The organism is Gordonia polyisoprenivorans NBRC 16320 = JCM 10675, from assembly GCF_000241325.1.
In the GTDB taxonomy this organism is placed as follows: Bacteria; Actinomycetota; Actinomycetes; order Mycobacteriales; family Mycobacteriaceae; genus Gordonia; species Gordonia polyisoprenivorans.
On sequence record NZ_BAEI01000004.1, the window covers coordinates 118523 to 141549 of the forward strand.

25 protein-coding genes and 1 tRNA gene are annotated in these 23027 nt (G+C 67.0%); 11 read left to right on the forward strand and 15 right to left on the reverse strand.

Features of this window, described 5'->3' with window-relative positions; genetic code table 11:
- Positions 1-76: 76 nt before the first annotated feature.
- Positions 77-640 (reverse strand): dihydrofolate reductase family protein, encoded by a 564-nt coding sequence (locus tag GOPIP_RS01390; protein ID WP_006367704.1) that lies wholly within the window; start codon positions 638-640, stop codon positions 77-79.
- A 40-nt stretch (positions 641-680) separates the two neighbouring features.
- The gene (locus GOPIP_RS01395; protein ID WP_006367705.1) at positions 681-1706 is read right to left on the reverse strand and encodes a bile acid:sodium symporter family protein; all 1026 of its coding nucleotides are present in this window, start codon (positions 1704-1706) and stop codon (positions 681-683) included.
- A gap of 90 nt (positions 1707-1796) precedes the next feature.
- On the opposite strand from GOPIP_RS01395, the gene GOPIP_RS01400 reads away from it, so the two are divergent.
- Positions 1797-2630 carry a LysR family transcriptional regulator gene (locus GOPIP_RS01400; RefSeq protein ID WP_006367706.1) on the forward strand — a complete coding sequence of 278 codons (834 nt, stop codon included), beginning with the start codon at positions 1797-1799 and terminating at the stop codon, positions 2628-2630.
- A 9-nt stretch (positions 2631-2639) separates the two neighbouring features.
- On the opposite strand, the gene GOPIP_RS01405 is transcribed toward GOPIP_RS01400, so the two are convergent.
- From GOPIP_RS01405 to GOPIP_RS01415, 3 genes are all read right to left on the reverse strand, one after another.
- Positions 2640-3584: a glycoside hydrolase family 43 protein gene (locus GOPIP_RS01405; RefSeq protein ID WP_006367707.1), complete on the reverse strand. Its 945-nt coding sequence runs from the start codon at positions 3582-3584 to the stop codon at positions 2640-2642.
- 84 nt (positions 3585-3668) lie between these two features.
- Positions 3669-4184, reverse strand: coding sequence for a GNAT family N-acetyltransferase (locus GOPIP_RS01410; RefSeq protein ID WP_006367708.1), 516 nt, complete (start codon positions 4182-4184; stop codon positions 3669-3671).
- A 64-nt stretch (positions 4185-4248) separates the two neighbouring features.
- Complete coding sequence (locus GOPIP_RS01415; protein WP_006367709.1) at positions 4249-5130, reverse strand: SDR family oxidoreductase; 882 nt, start codon at positions 5128-5130, stop codon at positions 4249-4251.
- A gap of 85 nt (positions 5131-5215) precedes the next feature.
- Between GOPIP_RS01415 and GOPIP_RS01420 the strand changes: the two genes are divergently transcribed.
- Both GOPIP_RS01420 and GOPIP_RS01425 read left to right on the forward strand, forming a co-directional pair.
- The gene (locus GOPIP_RS01420; protein WP_035726852.1) at positions 5216-5794 is read left to right on the forward strand and encodes a TetR/AcrR family transcriptional regulator; all 579 of its coding nucleotides are present in this window, start codon (positions 5216-5218) and stop codon (positions 5792-5794) included.
- An 8-nt stretch (positions 5795-5802) separates the two neighbouring features.
- A complete protein-coding gene (locus GOPIP_RS01425; protein WP_006367711.1) occupies positions 5803-6636 on the forward strand; it encodes an RCC1 domain-containing protein in 834 nt (277 codons plus the stop codon).
- Positions 6637-6651: 15 nt separating this feature from the next.
- Here GOPIP_RS01425 and GOPIP_RS01430 read toward each other — a convergent pair whose 3' ends face one another.
- The 4 genes from GOPIP_RS01430 to GOPIP_RS01445 all read right to left on the reverse strand — a co-directional run bounded on the left by GOPIP_RS01430 (position 6652) and on the right by GOPIP_RS01445 (position 9979).
- On the reverse strand, positions 6652-7206 hold the full coding sequence (locus GOPIP_RS01430) for a peptide-methionine (S)-S-oxide reductase (RefSeq protein ID WP_035726833.1): 555 nt from the start codon (positions 7204-7206) through the stop codon (positions 6652-6654).
- A 34-nt stretch (positions 7207-7240) separates the two neighbouring features.
- Positions 7241-8320, reverse strand: coding sequence for a redox-regulated ATPase YchF (ychF, locus tag GOPIP_RS01435; protein ID WP_006367714.1), 1080 nt, complete (start codon positions 8318-8320; stop codon positions 7241-7243).
- Positions 8321-8371: 51 nt separating this feature from the next.
- On the reverse strand, positions 8372-9535 hold the full coding sequence (locus GOPIP_RS01440; RefSeq protein WP_231386950.1) for an AI-2E family transporter: 1164 nt from the start codon (positions 9533-9535) through the stop codon (positions 8372-8374).
- Between the two features lie 165 nt (positions 9536-9700).
- The gene (locus tag GOPIP_RS01445; protein ID WP_006367716.1) at positions 9701-9979 is read right to left on the reverse strand and encodes a hypothetical protein; all 279 of its coding nucleotides are present in this window, start codon (positions 9977-9979) and stop codon (positions 9701-9703) included.
- 132 nt (positions 9980-10111) lie between these two features.
- Here GOPIP_RS01445 and GOPIP_RS01450 point away from each other — a divergent pair, with 132 nt between their 5' ends.
- From GOPIP_RS01450 to GOPIP_RS01465, 4 genes are all read left to right on the forward strand, one after another.
- Positions 10112-11749, forward strand: a complete 1638-nt coding sequence (locus GOPIP_RS01450) for a DNA-3-methyladenine glycosylase 2 family protein (protein ID WP_006367717.1) — start codon at positions 10112-10114, stop codon at positions 11747-11749.
- Between the two features lie 10 nt (positions 11750-11759).
- Positions 11760-12359, forward strand: a complete 600-nt coding sequence (locus GOPIP_RS01455; RefSeq protein WP_006367718.1) for a methylated-DNA--[protein]-cysteine S-methyltransferase — start codon at positions 11760-11762, stop codon at positions 12357-12359.
- A 59-nt stretch (positions 12360-12418) separates the two neighbouring features.
- The gene (locus GOPIP_RS01460) at positions 12419-13654 is read left to right on the forward strand and encodes a DNA recombination protein RmuC (protein ID WP_210739616.1); all 1236 of its coding nucleotides are present in this window, start codon (positions 12419-12421) and stop codon (positions 13652-13654) included.
- A 76-nt stretch (positions 13655-13730) separates the two neighbouring features.
- Positions 13731-14732 (forward strand): DUF6542 domain-containing protein, encoded by a 1002-nt coding sequence (locus GOPIP_RS01465; RefSeq protein ID WP_006367720.1) that lies wholly within the window; start codon positions 13731-13733, stop codon positions 14730-14732.
- Between the two features lie 33 nt (positions 14733-14765).
- On the opposite strand, the gene GOPIP_RS01470 is transcribed toward GOPIP_RS01465, so the two are convergent.
- The 6 genes from GOPIP_RS01470 to trhO all read right to left on the reverse strand — a co-directional run bounded on the left by GOPIP_RS01470 (position 14766) and on the right by trhO (position 20468).
- Entirely contained in the window at positions 14766-15353 is a 588-nt protein-coding gene (locus GOPIP_RS01470) for a nucleosidase (RefSeq protein ID WP_006367721.1), read from the reverse strand.
- A 22-nt stretch (positions 15354-15375) separates the two neighbouring features.
- Complete coding sequence (locus tag GOPIP_RS01475) at positions 15376-16167, reverse strand: fructosamine kinase family protein (RefSeq protein ID WP_238534721.1); 792 nt, start codon at positions 16165-16167, stop codon at positions 15376-15378.
- Positions 16148-17080, reverse strand: a complete 933-nt coding sequence (locus tag GOPIP_RS01480; RefSeq protein WP_035726837.1) for an SDR family oxidoreductase — start codon at positions 17078-17080, stop codon at positions 16148-16150. Before GOPIP_RS01480 ends, GOPIP_RS01475 begins: the two co-directional genes overlap by 20 nt.
- 32 nt (positions 17081-17112) lie before the next feature.
- A complete protein-coding gene (locus GOPIP_RS01485) occupies positions 17113-18210 on the reverse strand; it encodes an N-acetylmuramoyl-L-alanine amidase (RefSeq protein ID WP_006367724.1) in 1098 nt (365 codons plus the stop codon).
- Positions 18211-18432: 222 nt separating this feature from the next.
- Positions 18433-19575 (reverse strand): CobW family GTP-binding protein, encoded by a 1143-nt coding sequence (locus GOPIP_RS01490; protein WP_006367725.1) that lies wholly within the window; start codon positions 19573-19575, stop codon positions 18433-18435.
- Positions 19572-20468, reverse strand: a complete 897-nt coding sequence (gene trhO, locus GOPIP_RS01495) for an oxygen-dependent tRNA uridine(34) hydroxylase TrhO (protein WP_006367726.1) — start codon at positions 20466-20468, stop codon at positions 19572-19574. The genes GOPIP_RS01490 and trhO overlap by 4 nt, the downstream gene beginning before the upstream one ends.
- Positions 20469-20502: 34 nt before the next feature.
- Here trhO and GOPIP_RS01500 point away from each other — a divergent pair, with 34 nt between their 5' ends.
- The 4 genes from GOPIP_RS01500 to GOPIP_RS01515 all read left to right on the forward strand — a co-directional run bounded on the left by GOPIP_RS01500 (position 20503) and on the right by GOPIP_RS01515 (position 22872).
- Complete coding sequence (locus GOPIP_RS01500) at positions 20503-21261, forward strand: hypothetical protein (RefSeq protein WP_014360695.1); 759 nt, start codon at positions 20503-20505, stop codon at positions 21259-21261.
- Positions 21262-21445: 184 nt separating this feature from the next.
- On the forward strand, positions 21446-21790 hold the full coding sequence (locus GOPIP_RS01505; RefSeq protein ID WP_006367728.1) for a histone-like nucleoid-structuring protein Lsr2: 345 nt from the start codon (positions 21446-21448) through the stop codon (positions 21788-21790).
- 102 nt (positions 21791-21892) lie between these two features.
- The gene (locus GOPIP_RS01510; protein WP_238534722.1) at positions 21893-22693 is read left to right on the forward strand and encodes a DsbA family protein; all 801 of its coding nucleotides are present in this window, start codon (positions 21893-21895) and stop codon (positions 22691-22693) included.
- 106 nt (positions 22694-22799) lie between these two features.
- Positions 22800-22872 (forward strand) — tRNA-Ala (locus GOPIP_RS01515).
- The last annotated feature ends 155 nt before the right edge of the window (positions 22873-23027 follow it).

The window sequence follows — 23027 nt, forward strand, 5'->3', positions numbered from 1 at the left end:
GCGCTCGACCATCGGGGGAAGGAGCGAGCAATTCGGTGAGAGGAATGAGCGGCAGATAGCGATGCCCAGCGCACCCTCACCTAGGGGCGTAATGGAGATAGACGGTGCCGTTGGCGAAGGTCCGCTGCTCGATGAGCCGAAGGTCGAGGGCAGCGTCGGCGGGCAGGGCACGCAGTCCCCCTCCGACGATCACGGGGACGACGAACAGCCGGAAACCGGAGACCATTCCGGCGCGGATCGCAGTAGCCGCGGTGGTCGGCCCGAAGATCTCGACCGAGCCAGGAGCGCTCTCGGTGAGCTGCCGTAGTTCTGCGGTGTCGAGCTCGCGTATCAACCGGGAGCGATCGGACGAGAGATCGTCGGGACTCATCGTCGTCGACACGACCACTTTCTCGATCGTCTGCCATCGGCGGGCGAACTCATGTTCTGCAGCCGTCCAGCTCCCGTCCTCCGGAGGGCTCTCCCAATACCGCATCAGGTCATAGGTCTTGCGGCCCAACACCTCTGCGGAGGTCTCCGCCATCCGACCAACATGCATGTCGAAGATCTCCGCATCCGGAGCACCCCAACCGAAATCGCCATCGGCGTCGGCGACGTAGCCGTCGAGGGACATGCTGGTGGTGTACATCAACTGTCCCATGCGCCGACCTCCTCGTGGCGGAATCTCCGTGGCGCACACCCTACGGAGAACGGACCACGAAATCCAGAGTCGGGTCATCGCTCGGGGTACCTGCGCGCTCAGCTGCCACACGGCCGTGGTGGGCGGCGAGCATCGAGCACACCAGCAATTGGATCTGATGAAAGATCATCAAGGGCAGGATGATCAGGCCCACCGGCGCTCCAGCGAAGAGTACTGCGGCCATGGGCAGACCGGCGGCCAGACTCTTCTTCGATCCGCAGAACTGGATGACGATGCCGTCGTCGCGACCGAAGCCCAAAGCCTTTGCAGCCCATCGGGACAACACCAACACCACTCCGAGGACGCCTGCGCACACCGCCATCACCACGGCGATCGACCCCACGCTGACCGACGACCAGATGTGCTCGGCCATACCGGCGCTGAACGCGGAGTACACGACCAGCAGCACCGAGCCGCGGTCGACGGTCTTGGTCAGCAAGGGGTGTCGTCCGAGCAGTCCGGCGACCAGCGGCCGACACACTTGGCCGGCAAGGAACGGAAGCAGCAACTGAAGGATGATCTCGCCGAACGATTCCGCACTCACGTGGACTCCGCCGGTGGTGGTCATGAGGGCGACGACGAGCAAAGGGGTCAGCACGACTCCGAGAAGGTTCGACAACGACGCCGACACGATGGCCGCCGGGACGTTTCCGCGGGCAACCGAGGTGAACGCGATCGACGACTGCACCGTGGACGGCACGAGACAGGCGAACAGCACACCGGTGTAGAGGGCACTGCTCAGCACGTGTGGGGTCAGCACCCGAAGCGCGAGGCCGATCAGCGGGAACACGACGAAGGTGACCGCCAGAACCGTCAGATGCAGTCGCCAATGGCGTGCTCCCGCCATCGCCTCGGCGGGCGAGAGCCGCGTGCCGTAGAGGAAGAACAGAAGCGCGATGGCCGCTTTCACCATTCCGTCGAGGATCGTCGCCGCCGCGCCCGCGACCGGAAACACCGATGCGAGCGCCACCGTCGCGAGGATCGAGAGCACGAATCCGTCGATGGGGAGCTTCCTGAGCAGTCGCATGAGACATAAGTCAACGCCCGTCGGAGCCATTCGGAAATACGTTGACCACGATTATTGTGATCGAGTTTGTCGATAACTAGCCTGAGATGTGTGCTCGATCCCACCGCGCTGCGCACCTTCCTCACCGTCGTCCACACCGGCGGGTTCTCAGCCGCGGCACGCCAGCTCGACGTCGGGCAATCCACTGTGTCCGGCCACATCGCCCGCCTGGAGAAACAGGTCGGCAGAACGCTGTTGCGACGCGATACGCACTCGGTCGAGCTGACCGCGGACGGCTCGGTGATGGCCGGCTTCGCCCGCTCCATCCTCGACGAGTGCGATCGCGCGCTGAGTTATTTCACCGATGACGGCATCACCGGACGCATCCGCTTCGGGGTGTCGGAGGACCTTGTGGCCACGGGGACGCCAGAGATCCTGCGCCGCTTCCGGACCGACCACCCGCGCGTCGATATCGAGCTGACCATCGGACTCAGCGAGGACCTCCACACGAGCCTACGTGCGGGTTCACTGGATCTGGTTTTGGCCAAACGCAATCCGGGCCAACGGCACGGACAGTTGATCTTCACCGAACCGCTGGTCTGGGCGGGCGCGCCGGACACCGTCCTGCGGCCCGGTGACCCGATTCCACTCGTGACCTTTCCCGAACCCAGCATCTCGCGCACCGCTGCGCTCGCCGCACTCGCCGACGCGGGGCTCGATCACCGCATCACCTGTGTCTCCAACAATCAGCAGGGGTTGCGCGCCGCGGTGCTGGCCGGGCTCGGTGTGATGGTGCATGCGCGTCGGCTCCTGCCCGCCGACGTCGTCGAACTCGACGGCCTGCCCGACCCGGGCCTCACCGAGGTTGTGGTGATCACCCGGCGGCGGCCGGCGACGCGCGCCGAGGCAGCACTGCTCGCTGTACTGCGGTCCGCGACGTGGTGAGTTCCCGCATCACACCGGCTCGCGGATCACTCCCGCGTGTCGCACCGTTCCGGACAGCCCCGGCAGTTCCTTGGGCGCCGTCCATGTCCGCAGGCCGTCGCCGCTGTCGGAGTAGAGGTATTTGCCCCTGGTGTAGGCGTCGAAGTACATCCGCCACGCCCCGCCGGGCAGTTGGATGACCGACGGCCCTTCCACGAAGGTGCCCCAATTGCCCGGTGCGACAAAGGTGTAGGGCCCCGCCAGGGTGGGGGCAACGGCGTGCTCGATGACCTTCTTGGTCTCGTTCTTGGTGAATGCGTGGTAGGTCGAGCCCACCTTCACGATGGTGGTGTCGATGTGGTCGGCGCCGATACCCACGAGCGGCACCGGCGGCCCCCAATTCCGCAGCGAGGAGTCCGTCGCCGTCATCAGATACGGGATGAACCCACCGCCGGTCGACATCGACAAGATGATGTTGACGCGACCGTTCTCGACGAACCAGTCCGGCGCCCACGCCTTGGTGGTGAACGGCGACAGTGAGGGCAGGTCGCTCGACCCGGCGGAACCCGACGAACCCAGCGCGCCCAACGATCCCTTGCCGTCGCCGGTACCGGGAAGAAGGAAGCAGCAGAACGGGACTGCCAGGTTCTGCATGAACGTCCAATGGGTGAGGTCGGTGCTACGCGCGAACCCGATACTGGCGCCCGCGGCCGTGGTGTAGGTGAGGTAGTACGACCCGTCGGTGTTGCGGAAGATCCGTGGGTCGCGCACCAACCCGGACGGCGGACGATACGCCGCCTTCTGGAGGACGTCGAAATGGGTGCCGTCGCCGGACTGGTAGACGTCCATGTCACGATCGCTGGCGTTGCTGAATGCCACCATCGTGTATCGCCACCCGGATTGTGGTGCGGCTCCGGCCGTCCCGGGAGCGGCGAGCAGCAACCCCGCGACGGCCAGGACCGCCGATATCACCACGCATATCGTCCGCTTCGTCACCGAAGCAGTATCGGTGATGGGCGACAATTCAGAAACACCTCGGCTCACACGGGTACCACATCGTTATCCCCCGGTTTCGCCCGAGATGACGTTTCTCGCAAGGAAGACCAGGTCGTAGGTCCCGACATTACGGCGACGGAACTCTCGAAACCCGAAACGGTTATACAGGCGAATGTTCGCGAGACTGTGCTCACCGGTGAACAGTTCGAGTCTGGTGACAGCACTGGGCAACCACGCATCGACCGCGTCGAGCAGACGACTGCCCAAACCCCTCCCCTGCAGGTCGGGCGCGACCGTGAGACGACCGAGTTCAGCGGTGTCACCGTGCACCGTGAGTCGTACTGCGGCGACCAGACGTGCTCCGGAGGTGATCCCCAGGGCGATCACCTCCGCGCTCCGCAATTCGTCGACGATCTCGTCGACGGTCTGATCCAGCGGGGGCAGCCGGAGATCGTTGTGCAGCTTCGCCTCGGTGACATACGCGGCCCGTTGCAGGGTGAGAATCTCACCGGCCCGCTCGACACCGATCCGGTGGACGTCACCGAAGTCGCGCTCGGGCCCTTCGACGTCGGTCGTCATCGGTTGGCCCTTTCTGACGGGAACGCCCGGTGACGGCACCGAACTCGGACGCCAATCCTAGGTCTCACGGTTCGATGTTCTCCAGATCCTTGAGCAGGCCCGGATGCGTCGGCGTCCAACCGAGCGCTTCGCGGGTGTGCGTGCTCGTCGCGGGTTGATCCATGGTGAAGATCGGACCGAACGCACCGAAGCTCTCGGTGGGTATCTGCTGCACCGGCAGTCGCAGCCGCCTGCCGATGACCGAAATGATGTCGGCGACGGTGTCGCCCTCGTCGGCGACCGCGTGCCACGCTGTCCCGGCCGGCGCCGATTCCAGCGCGAGGCGGAACAATGTGGCGGCGTCGCGGGCGTGCACGGCCGGCCAGCGCTGCGTGCCGTCGCCGGCGTATCCCGCTACGCCGCTGCGTCGGGCCTGTTGGGTCAGCAGGCCGGCAAACCCACCCTCGCCCCGGTTGTGAACCGTCCGAGGAAGACGAATCGCACTGGGGCGCACGCCTTTCGACGCTAGGTCGAGTAGCGCCATCACCGATCGCGCCCGGCCGCCGACGGGACCGTCGGTGGGCAACGGATCGGCCTCGGTGGACGCGCGCCCCGGAATCCACGGCGTGCCCGACACCGTGACGATCGGACGGTCGGTGCCGATGAGTTCCTCCCCGATCGCCGACAACGCGGCGGTTTCCTGGGCGATCGCCGCGGCCAGCGCGTCGGCTCCGTGGTCGCCGTGATCGAAGGCGAGGCTGATCACGCCCTCGGACTGCGCAACGCCGGAGCGCAGCACGTCGAGATCGGACAACCCGCCGCGCAGGACCCGCGCACCGGCGTCGGCGAGCACCTGCGCGGACCGGTCGGAGCGAGCGAGGGCAAGCACGGTGTGGTCGTTGTCGAGCAACTCTGAGACGACGGCGGAGCCGATGGTGCCGGTACCGCCGGTGACGAAGACGTGCATGGATCTCTCCTGACGAGTGATGCGACTGTTGTCTCATCACTGTAGCGCGATGACGGGACATATGTCGCATCACTATGATGGCCGCATGGCTCGATGGGAACCCGGCGCACGCGAGCGCCTCGTCCTCGCCGCGGTGGACCTGTTCAACGAACACGGCTACGACGCGACGACGGTCGCGCAGATCGCCGACCGTGCCGGCGTCACCCGCAGCACCTTCTTCCGGCACTTCTCGGACAAGCGCGAAGTGCTGGTGGCCGGCCAGGAGACGCTCAGCCGCCTGATGGCCGAGGGAATCGCCGAGGCGCCCGCCGATGCGACACCACTCGGCATGGTCAGCGCGGGTCTCGAGCGTGCCGCCGGCGAGATGGGGCCGATGAACCGAGAACTCGGACCGAGACTCAGCGCGGCGATCGCTGCCAGCACCGAACTCCAGGAGCGCGACGCCCTCAAGAGCGTCGGGCTCGCCGCCGCGATGACCGACGCCCTCATCACCCGCGGCGTTGCGGATGCGACCGCGCGGGTCGCCGCCGAACTCGGTGTGCTCGCCTTCAAACAGGGATACGCGAAGTGGACCGAGGGCGAGAAGGACGACGGCGCGCCGCTCGTGCCGTTCGTACTCGAAGCGCTCAGCGAATTACGCTCGGCCGCAGGGTCACTGGGCTGATCCCGCACATGAACACGCTGGCCGCAGGCCGACGACACTCGGTCGCGTGTCGGGAGGACGGGACGGTAGTGGCGACCGGCGACGGTCGCGCCGGGGAATGTGACGTCTCGTCGTGGTCGGGTATCTGTGCTGTGGCTGCCGGCAACGTACATGCCGCGCGCAATACCGGCCGATCCCACAGCGTCGGGTTGCGCAGCGACGGAACGGTTCTCGCCACAGGATGGAACGGTGACGGACAGACCGACATCGGCCGATGGCGTGGGATCGTCGCCGTGGCAGCCGGATGGAGAACCACTCTCGGCCTCCGCTCGGATGGCACCGTGGTCGCGACCGGTCGCACAGCGGAGGGTCAGTGTGATGTGGCCGCGTGGAAAGACGCCATCTCGATCGCGTGCGGAGACTGGCATTCGGTCGCCGTATTGGCTGACGGCACAGCACTATCCACCGGCAGCAATCGGCGCGGGCAGTGTGCGGTCGGCGGCTGGCAGGACCTGATCGGCATCGGCGCCGGTTACCTGCACACCGTCGGCTTGCGCGTCGACGGCACCGCGCTGGCCACCGGCGACAACACCGCGGGCCAGTGCGACGTCACCCGATGGCGCACCGTTGTCGCGGTGTCGGCGGGCAGCCACCACACGGTGGCGCTCCTCGCTGACGGAACCGTGCGGGCGGTCGGCGACAATCACCACCGACAGTGCGAGGTCGCAGAGTGGCGTGGCGTTACTGCCGTCGCGGCCGGATCTGCGCACACGCTCGGACGTCTCGACGACGGAACCGTCATCGCGACCGGAGACAATTCGCATGGTCAGTGCGACGTGAGCACCTGGCAGCTGATCCGTTGACGTCGAGTATGACCTTCACACGCGAGTCGCGTACTTGGTCAGCAGTTCGTTGGGGAGGTGACAGGAGTCCTCAGGACATCGGGCGAGCCTGTGCTGGTGTTCGTCAGCGCTTCTCACGTAGTTGGCGAGTGGCAGTACTTCAACGGCGACACGATCAGCGTCCCCTGTGGCGGCGATGAAGTTTCGGGCTTGCTCCCGGTGCGCCGGATTCTCGGAGTAGACGCCGGTGCGGTACTTCTCGCCGACGTCGGGCCCTTGCCTGTTCACACTGTAGGGGTCGATGATCTCGAAGAAATATGCCATCAGCTGCTTGACGCCCACGACGGTTGGATCGAAACGGGTCCGTACGCATTCGGCGTAGCCGTCGTAGTCGCCGTCGAGCGATTCGCTCGTGCCGTTGGCCCGTCCGGCCTCGGTGAACGTCACCCCCGGCAACGTCGCGATGAAGGCCTGCACGCCCCAAAGACAGCCGCCCGCGAAATAGATCTCCTGGGTCCGATGAGTGCCATCCACCGCTCCGATGGTACGGCCGGGTGAGGTCAACTCACCCGTCCGCCAATCCATCCGCACGATCGAAGTACCTGCCCGACAACGGGTAGACCCTTTACACGTTGAAGCGGAACTCCACCACATCCCCGTCGGCCATCACGTAGTCCTTGCCTTCCATGCGCACCTTGCCCGCGGCTTTGGCTGCGGCCATCGAGCCGGCGGCGTCGAGGTCGTCGAAGGAGACGATCTCGGCTTTGATGAAGCCCTTCTGGAAGTCGGTGTGGATCACGCCTGCGGCCTGGGGCGCGGTGTCGCCCTTGTGAATCGTCCACGCGCGCGACTCTTTCGGGCCGGCGGTGAGGTAGGTCTGCAGGCCCAGGGTGTGGAATCCGGCACGCGCGAGCGACCGCAGGCCGGGCTCGTCCTGCCCGATGGAGTCGAGGAGTTCCTGCGCGTCGGACTCGTCGAGTTCGAGGAGTTCGCTTTCCACCTTGGCGTCGAGGAAGACCGCATCCGCTGGTGCCACAGCGGCTTTCAGCTCCGCCTTGCGCGCGTCGTCGGTCAGCACCGACTCGTCGGCGTTGAAGACGTAGAGGAACGGCTTGGCGGTCATCAGATGCAGTTCGCGCACCGACGACAGGTCGAACGAATCATTCTGCGCGAACAGTGTTGTGCCACTGTTCAGGATCTCCTGCGCCTTCTGCGCGGCGGCGAGCACCTCGGCGGTGTCCTTGTTCTTGCGGGCTTCCTTCTCCAGCCGCGGAATCGCCTTCTCCAAGGTCTGGAGGTCGGCGAGGATCAGCTCGGTCTCGATGACCCCGATGTCTGCGAGCGGATCCACCCGACCGTCGACGTGCACGACGTCGTCGTCGGCGAACACGCGCACCACCTGACAGATCGCGTCGGCCTCGCGGATGTTGGCCAGGAACTGGTTGCCCATGCCCTCACCCTCCGACGCGCCCTTGACGATGCCGGCGATGTCGACGAACGACACGGTCGCGGGCAGGATGCGTTCACTGCCGAAGATCTCGGCGAGACGGTCGAGCCGTGTGTCCGGGAGCTCGACGACGCCGATATTGGGCTCGATGGTGGCGAACGGGTAGTTCGCGGCGAGCACATCGTTGCGGGTCAACGCGTTGAACAGGGTGGACTTGCCGACGTTGGGCAGTCCGACGATACCGAGGGTGAGACTCACGGGCGCCCAGTCTATCGGGCAGCTCTCGGCACACAGAGGCCGGTGACGGACTCAGGCGGTGCCCGGCACCGCCCCGCCGGTGTCCTCGGCGTCCTCCGAGTCCTCATTGGCTCCCACACCCGGTCCGCCGTCGTCGGATGCCTCGTCGAGAGGTGGCGGCTTCTCCCCCACCCGGATCGCGATCTGCTCGTTGAGGTACCGCAGGATGACGGCGATGGTCGCCGCGGCAGGCACCGCGAGGAATGCGCCGATGATCCCGAACAGGCTGCCGCCCAGAGTGACCGCGAGCAACACGATCGCCGCGTGCAGGTCCATCGACTTGGACTGCAGCCACGGTTGCAACACATTTCCCTCGAGTTGCTGTACGGCGAGGATGATGCCGAGGACGATCAGCGCCGTGGTGAGTCCGTTGGACACCAGCGCGATGAGCACCGCGAGCGCGCCCGCGACGAAGGCACCGACGATCGGGATGAAGCCACCGAGGAAGGTGATCACCACCAACACCCCCGCCAGGGGGACCTGCAGGATGAACAGTCCCGCACCGATGAGCGAGGCGTCGACGAAGCTGACGATCGCCTGCGTCCGGATGAAGCCGCCCAACGAGTTCCACATCCGTGACAGCACCTCGCCGAGGTGCGCACCCGCCGGATGCCCGATCGTGCGCTGCAACCACGGAACAAAGCGCGGGCCGTCCTTGAGGAAGAAGAACACCAGGATGAGCGTCGTGAACAGGGTGATCAGCACCGACGTCGCGGTGCCGATACCGCTGAACACCCCGGCCGCAATGGTGCTGGCACTGGATTGCACACGTTGGGTGATCGCCGACACCAGGCCGTCGATCTGCTCATCGCCGAGATTCAGCGGCGGACCCTGGACCCAGTCCTGGAGTTTGTGGACACCGCTGACGGTGCGGTCGGCGAGCTCCGGCGATTGATCGACGATCGAGGGCACGATCAGCCCGATCACCCCGCCGAGCAGGCCCACCGCGACGAGCATCATCAGCAGGGAGGCCCCGGCGGGCGGCACCCCGTGTCCCCGCAGCCAGCGCACCGGCGGCCACAGCAACGTGCACGCGATGATCGCGAGGAGGACCGGGAGCAGGATCACCCAGACCTCACCGACCACCCACATCACCACCCAGAGGGCGCCGACCACCAGGATGAACTGCAACCCGACGATCGAGGTCGACCGCAGGCCACTCAGGAACACCTGCATTCTCGAGGGGCCGTTCGCACCGGGGACGGGCAGCGGCGACGAATCGTCAGAATCGGTCACGCCACGATCCTCACACACCACTGCGACGAGACCTCCGACCGAGGGCGGCGCGGCGAGGGCTCGCCCTTCTCAGGGCAATGGATCAGTGACTCCGAGCGAAGCGGGTCAGCGACGACGCAGGAAGCGCAGCACCAGCGCACCGAGCGCATCGGCCGCGACCAACTCCGCCTCCAGCGGCGACAGCGGACGCACCGGATCGTCGGTCTCGATCGAGTCGGCGCCCGCGAGATGTGTCCGTGTCCTGCGCTGACGGGCGCATTCGGCATCGATGGTGTCCGGTCCGTACAACCCGCGCATGATGTCGAGTCCCCAGTCGGGTAACTGCGCGAGCGGGGTCTCCGGCTCCTGACCTCGCTGTCGAGGGCCGTCGAACTGCGTGCTCATGCAGACATCGTGGCACGAAGTGTTAGCTACGTCACTCAATTGCCGAACCTGGGCGACCGAGTGTCGCCGGTCCGGTGAAGCGATGGCCGATTCCCGCCAGAAAAGGCCGCCGGGCGGTGAGAGGGTGGAGCCATGACCGCTTCCACCGACGCGCGACCCCAGTCCTCGACGACGACCGGCGCCGACCCGGCCCGGGCGTCGACGGGGCTCGATTTCGAGGGGTGTTACCGCGCGCTGCAGGCTCGGGATGCGCGTTTCGACGGCCAGTTCTTCGCCACCGTGCGCACCACCGGAATCTATTGCCGGCCGTCGTGCCCGGCGCAGACCCCGCGACCCGAGAACGTCGCCTTCGTCGCGACCGCGGCCGGCGCGCAGGCGGGTGGATTCCGTGCCTGCCGGCGCTGCCTGCCGGACGCGGTTCCCGGTTCACCGCGCTGGAATCTCAACAAGGATCTCTCCTCACGGGCGATGCGGCTCATCACCGACGGGGTCATCGAACGCGAGGGGGTCGGTGGTCTCGCCGGACAACTCGGGTATTCGACACGGCATCTGACACGGGTGCTGACCACCGAACTCGGTGCCGGCCCGCTCGCCCTGGCCCGGGCGCATCGCGCGACCAGCGCGCGAATCCTTATCCAGTGCACCGATCTACCGATGTCCGACATCGCCTTCGCGGCCGGGTTCACCAGCGTGCGTCAGTACAACGACACCATCCGCGAGGTGTTCGGCCTGACCCCGCGCGCGCTGCGCTCGCTGCGACGGGCCAACTCCCGCAGTGACATCGACACCCCGACCGCAGCATCCGCGGCCACCGGTAGAGGCGAGCGATCGTCGGCGATCACGCTGCGCCTGGCATACCGCGAACCGTTCGACACCTCCTGGTTCGGGTGGTATCTCGCCGCGCACTCGGTCGACGGCGTCGAGCGGTATCGACCCGACGCCGATCGGCAGTGGATTCATCAGCGCGTGTTGACCCTTCCGCACGGGCCGGCGCTGGCGGAGACGACGCCCGGCGACGGATTCCTGCGCGTGCGACTCGAGCATCTGGACCTCCGGGACCTGAGTGCCGCGGTGAATCGACTGCGCCGGTTGTTCGACCTCGACGCCGACATCGTGGCCGCAACCGACGCCCTGTCCACCGATCCGGCCCTCGGCCCGGTCGTCGGCGTCGCACCGGGGGTTCGGGTACCCGGAAGCATCGACGGCGGCGAGTCACTCATCCGCACCATGATCGGCCAGCAGATCAGCGTCGCCGCGGCGCGGCGGCACGTGACGCGGCTGGTCGACGCCCTCGGTGAGCCGACAGACTGGCCGACGGCGGCCGGCGATGACGGGGGCGACGACGGTGCGCGATCGTGGCGACAGTTCCCGACGGCCGCCGCCATCGCCGAACGCGGCAGCACGATCCTGACCGGGCCCGCCCGCCGGATCTCGGCGATCGTCGGCGCGGCACAGGCGATTGCCGAACATTCGGTGGAACCACACATGGGGGTCGATGCGTCCGATCTTCATGCACAATTACTCGCCCTGCCCGGAGTGGGGCCGTGGACCGCCGACTACGTCACGATGCAGGTGACCGGTGACCCCGACGTCCTCCTCCGGCACGACCTCGTCGTTCGCCACGCCGCCCGCGATCTCGCCATCGACCTCGACGACACCGCCCAGTGGGCACCGTGGCGTTCCTACGCCTCCATGCACCTGTGGCGCCATCGGCTCATCCCCTCAGACGCCAGTACCCCGCCCACCACTACCGCAGACACGACCACCTAGGAGCATCCGCATGACCGACACCCTCGAAACACCCTCCACCCCAACCATTTCCACCCCCAAGGACGGCTCCGGCCTGTGGACGACGGTCTCGACGCCGGATGGCGCATTCACCGTCGTCACCGACACCGACGGCATCATCCTGGCATCGGGGTGGACCGACACCCCCGAATATCTGGTCGCACTCGTGCACCGCGACCTGCGGCCACACGATCTGCGCGGTCCCGCAGAGCTCGGCCGCACACCGGAATTGACCACGATCACCGAGGCCGTCGAGGCCTACTACGCCGACGACTTCGGTCCGGCCGCGGCCCAACCGGTTGTCCAACGATCGGGTCCGTTCATCGAAAAGGCTTGGGCCGCATTGCGTGGGGTCACCGCGGGCACCGCGGTGACCTACACCGAATTGGCCGAGCGTGCCGGCGAACCGGCCGCCATCCGGGCCGCAGCCTCGGCCTGCGCGCGCAACGCCGCGGCACTGTTCGTGCCGTGCCACCGTGTGCTGCGGCGCGACGGCAGCCTTGGCGGATTCCGTTACGGACTGGACATCAAGCGGTCGCTGCTCGACCGGGAGACGCCCGACCAGGAGGTACCCCTCCCCGACGCGGGCTGAACGACCGCATCGCGGGCGGCGAACCGATTCTGTCGGTGGTCGCCGGCAAGATCACCGACATGATCGGCATCGTGCTCGCATTCACCGTCGGCATCGTGCTCGGCGTCGCAATCGGTTGGCTCGCGTGCACGAGCCGGTCGGCCGGCGCCGTCGCCGCCGCACGCGCCGAGACCGCGGCGCTGCGGTCCTCCCAGGACCTGGTCGGACGATCGCTCGCCGCGGCCTCCGAAGACGCAGCGCGGCGGCAGTCGAACGCGATCGGCGCCGAGCTCAGTCACATCGTCGATCCACTGCACACGCTGGTCGGACAGATGGCCGACGAACTACGACGTGTGGAACGCGACCGCACGAGTGCCTACGCCGGCCTGTCCGAGCAGGTACGGGGCATGCAGATGATGTCGACGCGGCTCTCCGATCAGACCCGGGCGCTGACCAACGCACTACACACCCCGCATCTGCGGGGCCGGTGGGGTGAGGTCCAGCTCGAGCGGGTCGTCGAACTCGCCGGGATGACCCGCCACTGCGACTTCAGCACCCAGGTGTCGGCGAGTTCGGAGGCCGGGTCGGTCCGCCCCGACATGGTGGTGCACCTGGCTGGTGGCCGCGACATCGTCGTCGATGCCAAGGTGCCCCTGCAGGCGTATCTGCAGGCCGCGGACTGCGAGGACCCGCAGATGCGGCGCGACCTGCTCTCCGACCATGCCCGGGCGGTGCGTGCGCACATCACCGCGCTCTCGGCGAAGTCGTATTGGTCGGCCTTCGACGACACCCCCGAGATGGTCGTTCTGTTCTTGCCCGCCGACGCGGTGCTCGAGTGGGCGGTGCGCGCCGATCCCACGCTCATCGAGTTCGGCATCACCAAGAATGTGGTGCTCACCACGCCGTCGAGTCTGGTGTCGTTGTTGCGCACCGTCGCGCTCGGTTGGCGGCACGACGCGATGGCACGTGACGCGGCGGTGATCCACGAGCTCGGCGTCGAGCTGCATCATCGGCTCGACTCGGTACTCGGCCATCTCGATCGGGTCGGGACGTCGCTGCGCAGGGCGGTCGATGCCTACAACTCCACTGTGGGAGCACTGGATTCCCGGGTCGGGGTGACCGCCCGCCGGCTGGCATCGCTGGAGGCGCTCGGCGATCTCGACGAGCCCACCACGGTCCGCACGGTTCACGACACCGTCCGCGAGACCCGCACGGCTGATCACGGGGCCGGGTCGAGCCCGATCGCGCAGTTCGACGCGCACATCACACAGAACGGACATGGCGCCCCGATCGGGTCGCCGGATCGGCCAACATGACCCGGCGGTTGGCGGGAAATCGCGCTTCACCCGGTACCGTCTACATGTGCCCTTTCCGCAACGAAGCTCTTCCGCGGTGCCACTGGACCAGCAGTCGGTGCTGCCGACCGTCCGTGGGGTGCCCTGGTGGGGTGCCGTCCTCATCGCGACAGCGCTGACCGCGATCGGCGCGATCATGGACGCCAAGAATCACGGCAACCTCGGCGCGGTGTTCAATTTCTGCCTGCTGGTCGGGTGCTGCCTGGCCGCGCTCGCCGTACGTCGCCGGGCATTGTTCACCGCGGCCGCCCAGCCGCCGCTGATCGCATTCTGCGTCGGCGTGCTGGCGCTCTACAGCCTCAATGCCGGCAACGCATCCGGTCTCAAGTCCTTGGTACTCAAGGTGCTGCTACCGATCGCCGCCAACTTCCCGTGGATGGCCATCACCTTTGTGGTGACGCTCGTGCTGGTTCTGCTCCGGTGGTTGCTGACCCGGCCCGAGGGCTGGAACGCGAAACTCTGGGGCGGCAAGAGCAACAACCGGCCGCCGGCCAAACGACGCGCGAACAAGAGCACTCGCGCTGCGGGCACACGCGCCTCCGGCGCACGCACCGAGGGCGACAAGGCCACGCGCACTCGTCGGACCGAGACCGCCACATCGTCGAGCAGCCGCGCGGCGACCGCGCGCACGGGTTCGTCTCGTGCTGCCACGAGCACCTCGTCGAGCAGCCGCGCCGCCCGGCAGAAAGACGCCGACGCCCGCAGCACCGCATCGAAGCCCCGCGCGAGCGCATCGGTGGTCGGCGCCGCAGCCACCGCCGCCGACGACTCCGGTCGGGCACGTCCCCGGCGAGCACGTGCCGGCGACGCGGCCCGCAAGACCACCGAGTCGTCGGAGGCACCGCGTCGTCGTGCCGGCGATGCCGGCCGACCCACCGCACGACCGGTCCCCGTCACCTCCGAGGAGACCACGCGCATCCCCGCGGATCAGGCCGACCGACCGCGCCCGCGCGCCCGCTCGGCGGCCGCGGACCTCGACCGGTACGAGTCCGGCGCTGCCGCCGCCTATCAGTCGACGCGCTCACGCAACCGCTCCTGACCGGCGCCTCGGTACGTCGCGCCGACGTACCTCCTACGCAATAAGGTGCTCGGACACCCACCGCCCGAGCGTGCGGGCCGCCTCGTCGACGAGTGACGGCCAGTCCATCGCCCCTTCGTCGGCGCCGTCGGTGACCACCTTCACCAGCCGGCAGGGCACCCCGAACGCCGCCGCCACATGGGCAATCGCCGCACCCTCCATGTCGACGAGATCGGCGCCGGCGGCCAGTTCGGCGCGGCGGACCGGGTCGGCGACGAAGGTGTCGCCGGTGGCAAGCACGGTGCCGTCGCCGTCCGGCAGCTCCCATCGGTCGACGATCGGATACCCCATCGCCCGCAGCTCGGTGCTGCTGATGTCGTGTTCGACGACGGCCGACGGTACGAAGAGTCCCTCGTGACCGACCGGCAGATGGTGGTCGTGCAGCGCGCCGGCGGTCCCGATGTTGACGATGCGTGTCACCGCGGGTCCGGTGCTCAGTTCTCGGGTCAGCGCGACCGACGCGGCGACCTTTCCGATGCCGGTGACCAGAAGCCGGGTGCCGTCGGGGATGTGGCGTGCCTCCGACCGGGTCGCGGAGACGACCAGTACCCCGGTATCGGACGACGAGGAATCTGCGTGCATCCGATGATTGTCCGTCAGCCTCTCAGCGGGTGAGCGCGAGGGTTGCCTGCGCCGCCCGCCCCAACGCCGACCCGTAGGAGGGTCCGTGGCCTGCAGCGTGGACGGCCAGCGGATGCAGTTGGTGCAGCGGGATTCGGTCGCGCCACCCGGCCGCCAATGGGTGGGTCTGGTCGTAGGCGGAGACGATGGCGTCGAGTTGTGGACAGCCGAACAGCGCGAGCATCGCCAGGTCGGTCTCGCGGTGACCGCCGTGAGCGGCCGGATCGATCATCACCACTCCGTCGGGTGTCCACATCACGTTGCCGCTCCACAGGTCCCCGTGCAGCCGGCTCGGTGGCTCGTCGTCGTCGAAGACTCCGTCGGCGATGGCCGCACAGGCCGAGCGGGTCAGTTCCTCGTCGTCGGCGGTGAGATATCCGGCGCGGCGCGCGGGTTCGAGGTAGGGCTCGACGCGTTCGGCAGCGTAGAAGGCGCCCCAACTCGCGTGGGTGCGGGAACTCAGCGGCCGTTCGCCGATGAACTGTCGTCCGTGGTATCCGGCGGGCGGCGCACCGAACGAGTCGGCACCCGCGTCATGCATTCGCGCCAGAGCGGCGCCGAACTCGCGTGCGGCGTCGGCGTCGGGGAAGGCGGAGTCCAAGCGCTGCAACTCGATTCCGCTGTCCCACACCGCGATGACGTCGACGACGGGTGCTCCGGCCTCGGCCAGCCACCGTAGACCGGCGGCCTCGGCCGCGAAGAAATCCGGGTCGGCGTCACGGCGGGTCTTGCGGAAGACGTTCTCGTCCAAGGAGTTACCGCTCTCGCGCGGCATCCGGGTCGGCCGGCACGGTCTCGGTCCGCGACACCGCACTGATCCGGGCGAGATGTGCGAATCGATCGTTGGCGATGCGCATGACGATCTCGTAGGGCAACGCGAACTTGCGTGCCCACCAATACCCGAACCGGATGTCGAAGGAGGTGTAGACCATGAACCGATTCTTCTTGATCCCCTTGATGATCGCGGCGGCGGCGGTGTCGGGGGTGACCGAGACGCGATGAAATGCATCGATCTGCTTGGCCACCCGCGGGTCCGTGCGATCGATACCAACGATCTCGACGCTGTTGACCAAGGGAGTGGCGACCGCACCCGGGCAGACCAGTGACACCCCGATGTGGTGACGACGCAGGTCGAATCGCAGAACTTCCGAGACCCCGCGGATACCGAACTTCGATGCGCTGTAGGCGGCATGCCAGGGGAAGGCGAGCAGTCCCGCAGCCGACGACACATTCACCAAATGTCCGCCGTGCCCCCGCCGAACCATCTGTGGCACAAAGCATTCGATGATGTGGATCGGACCCATCAGGTTGACGTCGACGGCCGATCGCCAATGCCGGTGCTCGAGGTTCTCCACGGTGCCCCAGACCGAGATACCGGCGATGTTCATCACCACGTCCATCACGCCGACCTCGGAATCGACCTCATGGGCAAAGCTGCGGACCCACTCGTAGTCGGAGACGTCGCCCGCGGAATGGAAGGCGACGTGCCCGCCGGCCTCGGTGATGGTGGTCACCGCCTCGTCGAGCTTGTCGGCGTGCAGGTCGGTCAACACGAGTTCGGCGCCATCACGTGCCGCGGCAAGTGCCGTGGCCAAGCCGATTCCGCTGGCCGCCCCGGTGATCAACACCCGGCGTCCGCGCAGGGTGGGAACCGGCGGGTCCATTCTGATCAGATCGCGTAATGACATGACCTCGACCCTAATCCGACTGTCGAGGACACTCAGCCGATCGGTAGCTTTCCGTCGAACAGGCCGTAGACGATCTCGAGCATGGCGTTGAGCACCTGCGCCGACGCGTCCTGCCCCTCGGTGAGCATCAACCGCATGATCTCCGCGGGATCCTTGGTGCCGAGCAGTTGCTGGATGAACGGAAGGACCGCCGACAGTTCATCGTCGTCACCGGACGACTGTGGGGTCGTCGTTCCCGGCGTCGTGGCACCCGGGGTCGTCGTACCGGGTGTGGTGGCACCGGGGTTGCTGACGCCGGGGATCGTGGCGGCCGCAGAGCCCTTGACGTAGTTGATGATCCCGTCGGTGATGGCCATCGAGTACTTGACCTGACCGTCACGGGCGGCCAACGCGGCGGCTTCCTGCGGGTTGGAAAGGTTGCCCATTTCGATGAAGACGGCCGGGACCTTGGTCAGGTTCACCGCCGCGATATCCGAGCGGGTCTGGATTCCGTCGTTCACCCCGGCGTAATTGGCGGCCGGGAAGCCCGCCTTCAGGAAGGCGTCACGCATGATCGTCGACGCCTTGCGGCCTTCGCCGCCCTGTACCTGATTGACCGTCGCATCCGGGATCGGCAGCGTCGGCACGATCATGTGGAAGCCCTTTTTGGTCGTATCCGTACCGGTGGTGGTCGAATCCGCGTGCAGGCTGACCGCGATGGCCGCTCCCGACCGGCTCGCCGCGGCAGCGCGCTCGTCGACGCATCCGCCCCAGCCGGTGTCGTCGGGTCGGCTCAGGACCACCCGCGCGCCCTGACTCTCGAGTCCGGCCTTCACCAGCTGCGCGACGTCCCAGTTGACGGTGTGCTCGGCCACGCCGTTCACCCCGGTCGCGCCGGTCGTCTGGCAGTCCTTGGTGCCGCCGCGTCCGTCGGGAACCTGCTTGGCCAGGTCGTGGCCGGCCGCGCCGCCCTGATGGCCGGGGTCGAGGAAGATCGTCTTGCCCGCAAGACTGGTGCCCGTGGCCGGTGCGGCCGATGCGGGTGCACTTCCGGTGGTGGCGGTGAGCACCGCCGACCCCGTCAGCAGGGCGACGGCCGCAGCCGTGATCGCGAGTCGCGCTCGCGAGCCTCGTCTCCGGGCGATCGACATGTTCGCACATCCTCAGCGTCGTCGTTTCGGTCGTCGCCACCCCAAGTCAAAGCAGCAACACTGGCCACAATAGCCACAGCTTTCACACAGTCAAACAGTCGCGGGTGAGATGCGGAAATCGGTGACCTGGGCTGATCGGATTCGTTAGCCAGCTGTGACGTGACGGGCACGGGATCGAGACACGGAGGTCAGCCCAGCCTGACGACACGGGGTCGGCGCAGGTCAGCGCGCGGGCAGGTGTCGGGTGATGTGCAGGATGCCGTGCTCGTCGTCGGCGGTGGTGTCGTCGGCGACGGCCGCGGTCAAGACGCTGAGGACCTCGTCACGGTCGATCCCCGTTCCGATCGCGACGATGCTGGTCTGCCTGGCCTGGCCGGCCCACGAGTCGCGACGCACCTCGACGAAGCCGCCGACCCCGTGCACGATGTGGCGCTGCCGATGCCCCGGCAGGTCGAAGTGCGCGACTCCTTTGATCCGATAGCAACCGACCGGCGGCCGCTCGAGGAATCGCGCGAGCCGGCGCGGGTCCATCGGCGCGGTCGAGGTGAACTCGACCGAGGTGAACTCGTCGTGCAGGTGTCGGTGACCGTGTGCCCCCGGCCCGTGCTCGTGGTCGTGCTCGTGCTCGTCGGCGGTACCGCAATCCACGGTCTCGGAGTCACTGCGTCCGGGATCATGGAGCAACGCATCGAGGGTGAGCTGCACCGGTCCTGTGTCGTCGCCGGCACTGTCCGGTGCGTCGGCATCCGGCGCGACGACCGGATCGAACAGCATCGCCGGGTCGACCCGGGCGTCGATCACCGAGATCTGTGCCGCGGTCGGGTTGAGCTCACGCAGGACCGTCGTGATGTCGTCGAGTGCCTCGGGCTCGACGAGGTCGATCTTGTTGAGCACCACCAGATCGGCGACGGCGATGTGCAGGTCGATCTCCGGGTGCTCGTGTCGGGTGCGGGCGAACATCGCCGCATCGACGACGTAGACCAGTCCCCCGTACCGCATCCGGGGGTCGTCGGAGCCGGTGACCATGCGGATCAGTGCTCGTGGTTCGGCGATGCCGCTGGCCTCGATGACGATGGCGTCGATACGGGTCGACGGCCGCAGGAGAGTCGACAGCGCGGCGTCGAGTCCGTCTCGGTCGACCGAGCAGCACATGCACCCGTTGGCGAGGCTCACTGCGCCGTCGGCCTGCCCGGCGACCAACATGGCATCGATGTTCACCGCTCCGAAGTCGTTGACCAACACCCCGATTCGCGCGCCGACGGAACCATCGCGACCGCCCTCCCGCAGCAGGTGATTGAGCAGCGTCGTCTTGCCCGACCCGAGGAATCCGGCGACCACGACGACGGGAACGCCTACCCGGCTCATCGCGGCGTCACCGACGGTGAGGGATCACCCGACCCGGTGACACCCGCGGCGGCGAGACAGTCGGCGCAGATGACCGCGAGGTCGCGACCGAGCCGATCGGGATGGTTGGCCACATTGCTTGTCGCCGATCCGCATTCGACGCAGGCCGCGATCACGTCGGGATGGTCGGAGAACGCGACGTTCATCCGGTTGTCGAACACGTAGAGCGAGCCCTGCCAGAGTCCGTCGTCACCGAACTCCTCGCCGTAGCGAACGATCCCGCCATCGAGCTGATAGACCTCCTCGAAGCCGCGGTTGCGCATGAGCGCGGTGAGCACCTCGCACCGCACCCCGCCGGTGCAGTAGGTGACCACCGGACGGTTCTTGAGGTGGTCGTAGGCGCCGCTGTCGAGCAGCGGCACGAAGTCGCGGGTGGTCTCCACCGGCGGGGTGAGCGCGCCGGCGAATCTGCCGATTTCCGATTCGATGCGGTTGCGGCCGTCGAGGAAGACGACGTCGTCGCCGCGCTGCTCGACGAGTTGATGCAGATCGCGGGGGGTCAGCCGGTCACCGCCGCCGATCACGCCGGACTCGTCGACCTTCAGTTCCTCAGGCGCGCCGAAGGTGACGATCTCCGGTCGCACGCGCACCGACAACCGCGGGAAGTCGTCGCCGGCGCCCTCCGACCACTTGATGTCGGCTTGGGCGAACGGGGGGTATTCGCGGGTGGCCCTGACGTACCGTTTCACTGCGGCGAGGTCTCCGCCGACGGTGCTGTTGATGCCGTGCCGTGACAGGATGATCCTGCCGCGCAACCCGAGAGAGGAACACACGGCCTGCTGCCACAGCCGGATCGCCTCAGGGTCGGGCAACGGGGTGAACACGTAGAACAGGACGATCTTGGGGGTCGACACAGTGCAAGGGTACGGATCGCGATGGTCGCGCCGCGTGTCGATATCACTGGCCGCGATCGGGATCGTCCTCCTCGGCGCCGGAGTGACAGCATGCTCGCTGTCGGGCGGCAACGGTCCGTCCCAGATCGTGCTGCCGCCGACCGATCAGCTGACCACCGAGTCCGATGTTCCGAGCACGTCGACGACGACCGCCTCGATCACCAACACCGCCACCGAATTACCGGATTGGAGTATCGGCCGAGTGGTCTCGCTCGCACCACGCGCCGATAATTCCAATTATCACGACGGTGCCACCGGCTCGACGGATCCGCTGCAAGAAACGTCGGGATTTCACTTCTCCACCCCCGACCGCAACCTCAGTTGTTCCACCGGCACCAATGGGCGGGCCACGTTGGCATGCCGCATCAACAACGCAGCTGCGAACGGCACTCCCCCGGCATCGGAGTCATCGACCTGTCAATGGGCAGCAAACCTGATCACCCTGAGCGCCGACGGCCCCACTCACGGCGCCTGCTCCAACGAGTATCCGGTGCTCTATCGCAGTTCGATTGTCGACTTCGGGACGACGATTGCCGTCGGTCGATTCCAGTGTCTGGTCTCCCCGTCGGGCACGTATTGCCTCGAGTCGACCTCCGATACCGGATTCGCGGTCACCTCAACGGGTTATCGCAAGATCTACGCGAACGAGCGCGCACCGCAGTCGCTGCTCGGGCTCGACGACACTGACTCCACCGACGCCGGCGGCACTCCGTCCGACACTGATGAACCGTCGAATCCCGCACCTCCAAGCTGAGGATTCCTTCACGTTTTTCGCCGATTTTCGGCGTCTGTTGAGTGAGAGATTCTTTCAGGTTTCTCTTATTCGATTCCGGCTACCATACGGCTACGCCCCCCACATTCTGGGCAGTGCCGACATTTCGGTGACGCCCGGCAGCCGTCATTCAGGGCGGGCAGAAGTGAAGGCTCTGGAGGTCCACATGGCAAAGGTTCAATCGGTCGAGATCGTCGACGACATCGACGGCAAGATTCTCGACGAATACGAGACCGTTCGTTGGTCTATCGACGGCAAGGATTACGAGTTCGACACCTCGGCTCGCCACGCTCAGCAATTCCGCGACGCGGTGGCCCGATACATCGAGGTGTCGCGCACCGCGGGTTCGGCCCGCAAGCCGGCCGCCAAGCGCGCCACGAGCGGCGCGGGCACCCGCAGCAAAGAGCAGACGCAGGCCATCCGCAAGTGGGCAACCAAAAACGGGTTCGAGGTCAGCGACCGGGGCCGTATTCCGGCCAACGTGCTCGAGGCTTTCGAAGCGGCTCACTGACCCAACCCTCTGCCACCGTTCAGCGACGCCTGTCGACGCTCGACGCGGCCCTGGCCGAACGCTCGGCTCGCTCGTTGGTGACCACCCGTTACAGTCGAGTGCGTGACTGAGCGGCGCAAGACCTCGAACGCCTCGCGCGCGAAGCCCTCGGCCGCGTCGTCGCGGAAATCCGCCACGTCGACGCCGTCCGGCCATCAGCCCCGGTCGACCTCCAGCAAGGCGACCTATGTACTTGTCGGCGTCGCTGTGGTGGCAGTGGCGGCGCTGGTCATCCTCGGCTTCGTCTGGAACGCGAACAAGAAGGACCTGGGGCCGGTCAGCGACACCGTGCTCAACGAGAACGCCGCGCTGATCGTGGGTGAACCCGCCGCCCCGACCACCATCGATGTGTTCGAGGACTTCCTCTGCCCGGTGTGCCAGCAGTTCGAGAAGCAGTCCGGCCAGCCGATCATCGATGCCGTCAATTCCGGCAAACTCCGGGTGCGCTATCACATGCTGACGTTCCTCAACTCGAGGTCGGCGTCGGGTGACTACTCCGAACGCGCCGCGGGAGCCCTGCAATGTGTCGGTGACGCCAAGGACCCAGCGCTGTTCTTCCGATTCCACACCGCGCTGTTCGTCGATCAGCCCAAGGAGAACGGCGACTCCGACCACTCCAACGCCCAGCTGGCGCAAATCGCCGCCGCGCAGGGAGCCGCTCCCCCGACGCAACAGTGCATCGCCACCGGCGCCAAGCTCGCCGAGGCAAAGCAGGCTGCAGCACAGTCGCGCACTCAACTCGAAAAGGCCATGGAAACCACGGCAGTGGGCACCCCGACGGTGTTGCTGAACGGAGAGCCGGTCAACGGGATCACCGACGGCCCGGGGTGGCTGACGGCCATTCTGACCAAGGAGACCGAGTGAACCACTGCCCTCCGAGACCGCGTCGCTGACAAGGCGATTTGTTTACCGTTCACGCGATGGTGTAACTTCGCCAGTGCCCATTTCGAGGGGCGAGAGAACAGAATACGGGGCTATGGCGCAGCTGGTAGCGCACCACACTGGCAGTGTGGGGGTCAGGGGTTCGAGTCCCCTTAGCTCCACAAGCAGAAACCCCCTCCGACCTGCGTCGGAGGGGGTTTTCTCGTTCCCGGGTAGCCCGCCTCAGAGCCAGAGTGGGCCCAAGAGGTTTCGGGTCGGCCATCGCTGGACCACCGGGTTCGCAACCGAGCGTTGGCGAACGGCAAACGGCGGTGGT